Annotated in this window: 7 protein-coding genes; 4 read left to right on the plus strand and 3 right to left on the minus strand. The window is 63.4% G+C overall.

What is annotated here, in order from left to right:
* Together BKG76_RS17225 and BKG76_RS17230 are read right to left on the minus strand one after the other, a co-directional pair.
* A complete protein-coding gene (locus BKG76_RS17225; protein WP_070938674.1) occupies window positions 1-312 on the minus strand; it encodes an acyl-CoA carboxylase epsilon subunit in 312 nt (103 codons plus the stop codon).
* Window positions 309-1919 carry an acyl-CoA carboxylase subunit beta gene (locus BKG76_RS17230; protein WP_070938675.1) on the minus strand — a complete coding sequence of 537 codons (1611 nt, stop codon included), beginning with the start codon at window positions 1917-1919 and terminating at the stop codon, window positions 309-311. Before BKG76_RS17230 ends, BKG76_RS17225 begins: the two co-directional genes overlap by 4 nt.
* Window positions 1920-2026: 107 nt before the next feature.
* On the opposite strand from BKG76_RS17230, the gene BKG76_RS17235 reads away from it, so the two are divergent.
* The 4 genes from BKG76_RS17235 (at window position 2027) to BKG76_RS17250 (ending at window position 6549) form a co-directional block, all read left to right on the plus strand.
* Window positions 2027-3049 (plus strand): PucR family transcriptional regulator, encoded by a 1023-nt coding sequence (locus BKG76_RS17235; protein WP_070938676.1) that lies wholly within the window; start codon window positions 2027-2029, stop codon window positions 3047-3049.
* Window positions 3050-3131: 82 nt separating this feature from the next.
* Complete coding sequence (locus tag BKG76_RS17240) at window positions 3132-3689, plus strand: nuclear transport factor 2 family protein (protein WP_070938677.1); 558 nt, start codon at window positions 3132-3134, stop codon at window positions 3687-3689.
* Window positions 3686-5368, plus strand: coding sequence for an AMP-binding protein (locus BKG76_RS17245; protein ID WP_070938678.1), 1683 nt, complete (start codon window positions 3686-3688; stop codon window positions 5366-5368). Before BKG76_RS17240 ends, BKG76_RS17245 begins: the two co-directional genes overlap by 4 nt.
* 38 nt (window positions 5369-5406) lie before the next feature.
* Window positions 5407-6549: a Rieske 2Fe-2S domain-containing protein gene (locus BKG76_RS17250; RefSeq protein ID WP_070938679.1), complete on the plus strand. Its 1143-nt coding sequence runs from the start codon at window positions 5407-5409 to the stop codon at window positions 6547-6549.
* Window positions 6550-6553: 4 nt separating this feature from the next.
* On the opposite strand, the gene BKG76_RS17255 is transcribed toward BKG76_RS17250, so the two are convergent.
* Complete coding sequence (locus BKG76_RS17255; RefSeq protein ID WP_070938680.1) at window positions 6554-7312, minus strand: GAP family protein; 759 nt, start codon at window positions 7310-7312, stop codon at window positions 6554-6556.
* Between the last annotated feature and the right edge of the window lie 1098 nt (window positions 7313-8410).

Here is an 8410-nt window from a genome sequence, read left to right on the forward strand (position 1 = left end):
CTAGAACTTGCCTTGTGGGCGCGCCAGCTTCGCGCGCTCGTACAGCGTGACCCGCTGCCAGCTGTGCGGGCTGTAGCGCAGCATGTCGATCGGCTCGGCCCACAGGTTCCGGGGCCTGAGGTCGGCGGCCTCGGCCTTGGACGCCAGCGCGCTGAGTGCTGCGACCAGGGCCGCGATCTCCGCATCGGTCGGGTTGCCGTTGAGCACCTGGATGTCGGCAGCCTTGACTCGGCCTTCCTCGGCGGGGTTCGCCTCAGCGGTAACGGTTTCGCTGCTCTCGTCAGTCACGGACGCACCTTCTTCATTCGTCACAGCGGAATGTTTCCGTGCTTCTTCGGTGGGAGCCGCACGATCTTGCGATCGAGCAGGCGCAACGACGTGGCGATGTAGCCGCGGGTGTGCGACGGCGGGATGACCGCATCGACGTATCCGCGCTCGGCGGCGATGTACGGGTTCACCAGGGTGTCCTCGTACTCGGCCTGCAGCTGAAGACGCAGGGCGTCCACGTCGTCACCGTTCTTGGAAGCCTCGGTCAGCTGTGAGCGGTATACGAATCCCACGGCACCCGACGCTCCCATCACCGCGATCTGCGCGGTGGGCCAGGCGACGTTGACATCGGCACCCATGTCTTTGGACCCCATCACGCAGTACGCGCCGCCGTAGGCCTTGCGGGTGATGACGGTGATCTTCGGAACGGTGGCCTCGCCGTAGGCGTACAGCAGCTTGGCGCCACGCCGGATGATGCCGTTGTACTCCTGCTCGGTACCGGGCAGGAAGCCGGGCACATCCACCAGGGTGATGATCGGGATGCCGAAGCAGTCGCAGGTACGGATGAACCGCGCGGCCTTCTCGGAGGCGTTGATGTCCAGGCAGCCCGCGAACTGGGTGGGCTGATTGGCGACGATGCCGACGCTGCGGCCGTCGACACGGCCGAAGCCGACGATGATGTTCTGCGCGTAGCCGGCCTGCACCTCGAGGAACTCGTCGTCATCGAGGATGCGGGTGATGACCTCGTGCATGTCGTACGGCTGGTTCGGGGAGTCCGGGATCAGCGTGTCCAGCTCGACGTCCTCGTCGGTGAGGTGGTCTTCAATGGCACCGTCGGTGGGCTCGGGGCCCGGGTGGCGCGGGGGCTCGGAGGCATTGTTGGACGGCAGGTAGCTCAGGATGTCGCGGACGTAGTCGAAGGCGTCCTGCTCGCCGGAGGCGACATAGTGCGCGGTCCCGGACTTGGCCTCATGGGTGTGCGCTCCACCCAGTTCCTCCATGGTGACGTCCTCGCCGGTGACGGTCTTGATGACGTCGGGACCGGTGATGAACATCTGGCTGGTCTGGTCGACCATGACGATGAAGTCGGTCAGCGCGGGCGAGTACACGTGGCCACCGGCCGCGGGGCCCATGATGAGCGAGATCTGCGGGATGACGCCCGAGGCGATGATGTTGTTGTGGAAGATCTGGCTGTACAGACCCAGGGAGACGACACCCTCCTGGATGCGGGCGCCGGCGCCCTCGTTGATGCCGATGAGCGGACGGCCGGTCTTGAGCGCCAGCTGCTGCACCTTGACGATCTTCTCGCCGTACACCTCACCGAGGCTGCCGCCGAACACGGAGACGTCCTGGCTGAAGATGCACACGTCGCGCCCGTCGATGGTGCCGAAACCGGTCACCACGCCGTCGCCGAGGGGGCGCTTGTCGCCCAGGCCGAAGTTTGAGCTGCGGTGCTTGGCCAACGCGTCCAGTTCCACGAACGAGCCCTCGTCCAGCAGCGCGAAGATGCGCTCGCGGGCGGTCAACTTGCCCTTGGCGTGGATCTTGTCGACGGCGGCCTCGCCGACCGGGTGCAATGCTTCCTCGCTGCGCCGACGCAGATCGGCGAGCTTGCCCGCGGTGGTGTGGATATCGGGCTCGGTGGTCGTCATGGGTCCCGATGTTATCGCGCTCCACCCGGCAGAACGCGCATGGGCCTTAGAGAGTTCTCAGAAATTTTCTCGAATGGATGTCCACCGATCGAGGTACATAGAACGAGATGGACAAACAGCCTGCACTGGACGCCGACCTGGTCCTGATGATCGTGTCCCATTTCGACCAGCTTGATGCGGCAGATGTCGAGGCCGCGGTGCGTTCGGCGGAGGAACTCGCCGGGTGCCCGATCGGTGTCCGGTGGTCCGATGGCGCAGAGCCCACGGTGTGGCTCGAGCGCGAGGGACCGGCTCGCCCCGCCGACGAGCTTCTCCTGCACCGTCTGCGCCATTGTCTGACCCGGAGTGCGCCTGCCCAGACGCCCGCCGCCCTGCGGATGGACGATCCCGCCCTCATCGAAGTGGTGTTGTCCGGGGCCGCCGAACCCGAGGATCGAATGCGCGCCGTGCGCCTTCTCGGATTGGACGACACCCGTGAGCTGCGGGTGCTGGCGATATCCGCTCCCGCCGGTGCGCGCCAGCTCCTGGCTGAGGCATTCCCTGGTCACGTGATCCGTGCGGCCACTATCGGGCGGGTCGGAGCCCTGCTGTGCCAGGCAACCGGGGACACAAAGACACTGTCGGATCGTCTGAACGACGTGACAGTCCGTGAGTTCCCGGCATCGCCGTACTCGGCGCAGGGTCCCTGGATCGGGATTGGGGCCAGCGTCGCCGTCATCGACGCTCCCAGGTCGTGGAGCCAGGCGCAGCGTGCGTTGCGCTTCGCCTCGTCCACGGGCTTCGGCCGGCGTGTCATCGCCTATGAGCGGCTCAGTCTGCTGGAGGTGCTGGCGGATATTCCGCCGGAGCGCGTGCAAGAGATCGATGACGTGGTGCGTATCGGCCAGATCGCGTCCACGGCCGCCGGTGCCGCCGAGGTCGACACCCTGGAGGCACTCTGTCAGTACGGCACCTTGCGTCGCACCGCCACCGAACTGCATCTGCACCACAGCACCGTCGCGGCACGTATCGGGCATGTGGAGCAGGTGATGGGCTGGGATCTCGACGACCCCATCGACCGGTTCCTGGCGACCTTCGCGCTGATGTTGCGACGCATATCGCTGTCCACCACCGAGTTGGCGGGCGGCTAGCCCGCCACGTGGCGGATCTGGCGCGCGTATTTTTCGACAGCTGTCGGGTGACATCGGATGTGGCCGGCGACACCATTGATCCATGGCAGTCATCGACACCGAACGAACCTGGGAACTGGTCGAAAAGCGGCTTGCCGCAACGACAAACGAGCGGCACCGGGTGGTGCTGGGTGCTGTGTTGCACCATATGAAGCTCGAGCGCGACGCCGATCTCGATGGGCTGATCGACACCCTTAGCGCGAACCCGAACTACCACTTTTGGATGGATGGTCAGGATTTCGGGCCCAAGGGGCGCGATGGGGTCCGCACCTATTACGCGGGGCTGGTGCAGGGACGGATGAGCGTCATGGAATTTGAGATGGATCGTCTTCTTGTCGACGACGATTGCGTTGTCACCGAGGGATTCCTCAAGCAGATCTATCCGGGCGCGGTGGCGCAGAGCATGGGGTTCCCGATCGAGGATCCCGGCGCCGACTATCTGCTGGTGTTCCGCCAGTTGGTGCTGTGGCCCGTCGATGCCGACGGCTTTATCGAGGGCGAGGACTCGTATCACTCCGGACCCGTGCGCATCACCAAGCTGACGCCGGAGGAGCTGCCTCAGGAATACCGGGATCTGATGGGTGCATCATCGGCGCTATGACTGCTGAGTCCATTTCCCCGGCGACATCGCCTCGAGGCGATATCGCGGCCATGCTCCTGGATCGTGTGGGCGATAGTCACCTGGGGCTGCGCACGCGTGATCGCGACTGGACGTGGGACGACGTTGTCGGCGAATCCGCCGCGCGGGGTGCGTTGGCGCGGAAACTCAGGGCCGACGGGCCGTTTCATATCGGCGTGCTGCTGGAGAACGTGCCCGACTTCATCTTCTGGCTGGGCGGTGCCGCGCTGACGGGGGCCACCATCGTGGGGATCAACCCCACGCGTGGGCCGGCGGAGATGGCCGCCGAGATCCGGCACACCGACTGTCAGCTGATCGTCACCGACACCGAGCACCTCGGTCGCCTACAGGGTCTTGAGCTGGGGCTGACCGCGGACCGCTTTCTCGTGATCGATAGGCCCGAATACCTCACGCTCATTGACGAGAACCGCACCGCGGCAGTGGCTTCCGATGGCGTGGGCGCGGAGTCACTGCTCCTGCTGCTGTTCACCTCCGGCACTACCGGAGCCTCCAAGGCGGTGAAGTGCAGCCAGGGGCGGCTGGCTCAGATCGCCCACCTGGCCACCGAGAAGTTTGGGCATGTGCGCTCCGATGTCGACTACTGCTGTATGCCGCTGTTCCACGGGAACGCGTTGATGGCGTTATGGGCCCCCGCATTGGCCAACGGTGCCACCGTGTGTGTGACGCCCACCTTCTCGGCGTCTCGGTTCTTGCCCGATGTGCGGTATTTCGGTGCAACGTTTTTCACGTACGTCGGCAAGGCGCTCGGATATCTGTTGGCCACACCGGAGCAGGCCGACGACGCCGACAACCAGCTGGTGCGTGGATTCGGTACCGAGGCGTCTCCCGAGGATCAGGCCGAGTTCCGGCGACGGTTCGGTGCGGAGCTGTTCGAAGGCTACGGGTCCAGCGAGGGCGGGGGAGCGGTGGTGCTGGACGCCGAGGCGCCCACCGGCGCGCTGGGGCGCCCGGCCCACGACGGCGTGGCGATTGTCGATCCGCTGACGTTGCAGGACTGTGTCGCAGCAGTTTTCGACAGGCATGGGCGTGTTCTCAATGCCGACGAGGCGGTCGGTGAGATCGTCGACAAACAGGGTCGGCGTGGTTTCGAGGGCTACTACAAGAATGACGATGCCGACGCCGACCGCATCCGCAATGGGTGGTACTGGACCGGCGATCTCGGCTACCTCGATGCTGCCGGGTTCATCTACTTCGCGGGCCGTCGCGGTGATTGGATTCGGGTCGACGGCGAGAACACGTCGGCGCTGACCATCGAACGGGTGCTGCGGCGTCACCCCGCGGTGATCGCCGCAGGGGTGTATGCGGTACCCGACCCGCGCTCCGGTGATCAGGTGATGGCCTCCATCGAGGTGGCGGATCCGGATTCATTCGATGTGGAGGGGTTCGCCGAGTATTTGTCGGCTCAGGAGGACCTGGGCGGCAAGGGCATTCCCAGGTTCCTGCGGGTCTCGGCCGACTTGCCGGTGACGGGCTCCAACAAGGTGCTCAAGCGTGAGCTACAGGAGCAGCGCTGGCACACCGATGAGCCCGTGTTTTGGTGGACGGGTAGGGGTGCACCGGAATTCCTGCGAATGACGTCGGAGGACAAAACCGCACTCGATGCTCAATTCATGGCATATGGACGACAACGGCTGTTGTAGCGCGCAGTATGGAAATGAGTCAGCGAAAGGACAGCCCCATGCAGTCTGACGATGCGATTCGCGAAATCTATAGTGGCGCACCGATGACCAGGTTTGCCCGGGGATGGCACTGCCTGGGTCTGGCCGAGTCGTTCCATGACGGCCAGCCGCACGGTATCGAGGCGTTTGGCACCAAGCTGGTGGTGTTCGCCGATTCGCACGGCGACGTCAAGGTGCTGGACGGATACTGCCGGCACATGGGTGGCGATCTGTCGCAGGGCACGATCAAGGACGACAACGTGGCCTGTCCCTTTCACGATTGGCGTTGGGGCGGTGACGGTAAATGCAAGCTGGTGCCATACGCCAAGCGCACCCCGAAGCTCGCGCGTACGCGCAGCTGGCCCACTCTCGAGGTAAACGGTCAACTGCTGGTGTGGCATGACCCGGAGGGCTCCGTGCCGCCACCCGAGTTGGCCCCACCCACGATTGTCGGCTATGAAGAGGGGAAATGGTCTCCCTGGCAATGGAATTCGATTCTGATCGAGGGTTCGCACTGCCGGGAGATCGTCGACAACAACGTCGACATGGCGCACTTTTTCTATATTCACCACGCCTATCCCACGTATTTCAAGAATGTCATCGAGGGGCAGACTGCCAGTCAGTTCATGGAGTCCAAGCCGCGTCCCGACTACGTGCCAAACCCTGAAAAGCTTTGGGAAGGAACGGGTGTGCGGTCAGAGGCCACATACTTTGGGCCGGCGTACATGATCGACTGGATTCACAACGACCTCGGCCCCGGATTCACCGTGGAAGTAGCGCTCATCAACTGCCACTATCCGGTGACGCACGATTCCTTCGTGTTGCAGTGGGGCGTCGCTATCCAGGAGATGCCCGAGCTGCCGCCCGACAATGCGCGCAAGCTTGCCGCCGCGATGGCCAAATCTTTCGGCGACGGATTCTTGGAGGACGTCGAGATCTGGAAGAACAAGACGCGCATCGACAATCCCTTGCTCACTCAGGAGGACGGTGCCGTGTACCAGCATCGCCGCTGGTATGAGCAGTTCTACGTGGACCTGGCCGATATCACCCCGGACATGACGGAACGGTTCGAGATCGAAGTGGACACCACGCATGCCCATGACGTGTGGGTGCACGAGGTCGAAGAAAACCTCGCGGAACGCGCCGCCGCGGCGTCGCACTGACGTCTCAGCTGGCGCCCACCCCTTCGGCCAGCTGCGAAACGCCGACCACCGCCAAGAGGGTCACCATGATCTGCCAACGGTAGGTCCGCACCCAGTCGTGTAGTCGTCGCAGCGCGGTCTCGGTTCTTGCGGGTGCGGCCACGTAGCCGATGAGGATCATCTCGACGACCGCGTACATCACGAGAATGAAGGCGACAGAAGCGCTTATCTGGGCGTCGATATCCGCCCGTGACGCCACGACGATGGCGAGGATGATGAGGATCCCGTCCACCGGTACCGACACGAGGCCGATCACCCACGCCACCCACAGGGCGCCGTTGTCCCACGCGTCGTGAATGCGATGCAGAAGACGCCGGGGTCCTGATGCCGCGGCGGCAGGGGCATCCCCGTCGCGGCGCAGCAGCCGGGGAATTGTGAACGTCGTGTCCATCTCTGTCTGGCCGGCTCTTTGACGTATGAGGGACCGCAGGAGAATCACCCCGGCGATCGTCAACCCGAGCACACCCACGCCGATCTGGATATGCCCGAGGGTGGCGCTCCTGGCTGCGGTGGCCGAACCGGGTGAGAACGACCCGAGCACGGGGGTGAAGTGCAACAGCATCACGGGAACGAGTAGTTCGGGAACGCACACGGTGAGACAGCCGAGCCAGTAGGCGAATAGATTCGGCCCGGGGCGTGGGCGCGAGATCATCAGGAGTGCAAGGCCCAGCCGTACCGGGTTGAGTGCGGCCAACATGGCCAATCCCAGCACCGATCCCCACATAGCCGAATTAGTGCCTGTGCTCGTGGGAGTCCGGGTTCCGGTGGTCGCGGATCATGGCGCCCAGCATAACCATAGCGCCATTTTCGTTGGGTGCGAATCCTGCCGCTGCACAACAGTTTCCCGCCGACTTCTATGTCATTAGACAGTTGTTGGGAATGCGGCTTCGCGACGTAGCCCGCCGTACAACCTGCTGCCGGTCGGTCTCAATGGCCTCGCACGAGGGACTCTGTCGAGCAGCTACAGTTAGACGGGGGTTGTTACCCGTGGCAGCCATGTCCCAGGCCGTTATCAAGCAAGCATCTGTGCGCGTCGGCATCTTCCCGATCTAGCTCGGCGCTCAAGTGGCGCACGGCCTTTCCCAGATATTGCCAGGGGTGAATTGCCTGGCTGTAGTGCAGGGGGGCTTGGTGCTGTCACACTCGCTCGCGCACTTCCGGGTCGCGCCAGTGCCTGACGATCCGGGTGGGCTTGTACGCAACAAAGATCCGGACCTCAATGGGCAACGTTGAGCGGACTTTTTGAGCAAACATTTGAAGTGGCTGACTTGGGGTGGAAACGAGGCGGTGGAGCCCACTGGATGACCTCAATGGGAGCGCTCGTTGAGAGTTGTAGTTTTGCTGGCCAATGAGACGCGTGATGACTGCGGGAACCCGTTATGTAATAACGAAATTCTGGATAACGCCAGATGCCTCAACGGTCCGTTGAAAGTCTGTTAACAGGTCGTAATCGGGATGCGGAATGGCCGCCACGGGCTGCTTCAAAGCTTCGAATTACCTGTAGCTCGCCTGAAAGTTTCGCAAATTTCTGGCGGGGTACAGCCAGTAGCTGTTAAATCTTCAGATGATGACTTCAAGATCCAGACCAAGCGCATCGTGCGTGTGGGCCGGATGACACGTCGGTCCGCATAAGCGATTAGTCATGCAGTGCTGCAACTGTATTCGGGTCGCGTGTAGCGCTATCGAAGTTAGTTGTCTCGATATGAAGGGCGAATAGCGGGAGCTCGATCCGTTCGGGGATGGCAGGTGCAGGGCAGCGCACGCCGGACCGGCGATGTGCAGACAGCCTGAGCACGAATGACGGTAAAGCTGGGAGGACTCA

It is taken from the genome of Mycobacteroides franklinii (assembly GCF_001853795.1).
Taxonomy (GTDB): Bacteria; Actinomycetota; Actinomycetes; order Mycobacteriales; family Mycobacteriaceae; genus Mycobacterium; species Mycobacterium franklinii.